The 1,763-nt window shown below is 64.6% G+C and carries 1 protein-coding gene; it reads left to right on the top strand.

Annotation, left to right across the window (positions count from 1 at the left end; genetic code table 11):
* Positions 1 to 1,763: bifunctional aconitate hydratase 2/2-methylisocitrate dehydratase (locus M2D63_RS25510; protein ID WP_285865865.1), on the top strand; the 1,763-nt coding region annotated here is incomplete at both ends.

Here is a 1,763-nt window from a genome sequence, read left to right as displayed (position 1 = left end):
GACGACCTGTCCCCTGCCCCGGACGCCTGGTCGCGCCCTGACATCCCGCTGCACGCCCTGGCCATGCTGAAAATGGCTCGTGACGGCATCGAGCCGCAGCAACCAGGTTCGGTCGGCCCGCTGGCCCAGATCGAAGCCGTCAAGGCCAAGGGCTTCCCGGTCGCCTACGTCGGTGACGTGGTCGGTACCGGTTCTTCGCGTAAATCGGCCACCAACTCGGTGCTGTGGTTCTTCGGCGACGACATCCCGTATGTGCCGAACAAGCGCGGCGGTGGCTTCTGCTTCGGCACCAAGATCGCCCCGATCTTCTACAACACCATGGAAGACGCCGGCGCCCTGCCGATCGAATTCGACTGCACTAACCTCGCCATGGGCGACGTCATCGACGTCTACCCGTATGAAGGCAAGGTCGTTCGCCACGACAGCGGCGAAGTGGTCACCACCTTCGAACTGAAAACCCCGGTCCTGCTCGACGAAGTCCGCGCTGGCGGCCGTATCCCGCTGATCGTCGGCCGTGGCCTGACCGAAAAAGCCCGTGCCGAACTGGGCCTGGGCGCAACCGACCTGTTCAAGCTGCCTGAAGCCCCGGTCGACACCGGCAAGGGCTACACCCTGGCGCAGAAGATGGTCGGCAAGGCCTGTGGCCTGGCTGCTGGCAAGGGCGTGCGCCCAGGCACCTACTGCGAGCCGAAGATGACCACCGTCGGTTCCCAGGACACCACTGGCCCGATGACCCGTGACGAGCTGAAAGACCTGGCGTGCCTGGGCTTCTCCGCCGACCTGGTCATGCAGTCGTTCTGCCACACCGCCGCTTATCCGAAGCCGATCGACGTCAACACCCACCACACCCTGCCGGATTTCATCCGCACCCGTGGCGGCGTGTCCCTGCGTCCAGGCGACGGCATCATCCACAGCTGGCTGAACCGCATGCTGCTGCCGGACACCGTCGGTACCGGTGGTGACTCGCACACCCGCTTCCCGATCGGCATCTCCTTCCCGGCCGGTTCCGGCCTGGTCGCCTTCGCCGCTGCCACCGGCGTCATGCCGCTGGACATGCCGGAGTCGGTACTGGTGCGCTTCAAGGGCAAGCTGCAGCCAGGCATCACCCTGCGTGACCTGGTCCACGCCATCCCTTACTACGCCATCCAGCAAGGCCTGCTGACCGTCGAGAAGAAAGGCAAGATCAACGCCTTCTCCGGCCGCATCCTGGAAATCGAAGGCCTGGACGAACTGACCGTCGAGCAAGCGTTCGAACTGTCCGACGCCTCGGCCGAACGTTCCGCCGCCGGTTGCTCGATCAAGCTGCCTGAGAAGGCCATTGCCGAGTACCTGCAGTCCAACATCACCCTGCTGCGCTGGATGATCAGCGAAGGCTACGGCGATGCCCGTACCCTGGAGCGTCGCGCCCAGGCGATGGAAGCCTGGCTGGCCAACCCGCAGCTGCTGGAAGCCGACAAGGACGCCGAATACGCCGAGATCATCGAAATCGACCTGGCCGACGTCAAGGAGCCTGTGCTCTGCGCGCCGAACGACCCGGACGACGCACGCCTGCTGTCGACCGTACAGGGCGAGAAGATCGATGAAGTGTTCATCGGTTCGTGCATGACCAACATCGGTCACTTCCGCGCTGCCGGCAAGCTGCTGGACAAGGTCAAGGGCGGTATCCCGACCCGTCTGTGGCTGGCCCCGCCAACCAAGATGGACGCCCACCAGCTGACCGAAGAAGGCTACTACGGCATCTACGGCAAGGCCGGTGCACGCAT

Source organism: Pseudomonas sp. BJa5, assembly GCF_030272875.2.
GTDB lineage: Bacteria > Pseudomonadota > Gammaproteobacteria > Pseudomonadales > Pseudomonadaceae > Aquipseudomonas.
This window is presented reverse-complemented; position numbering and strand designations above follow the sequence as displayed.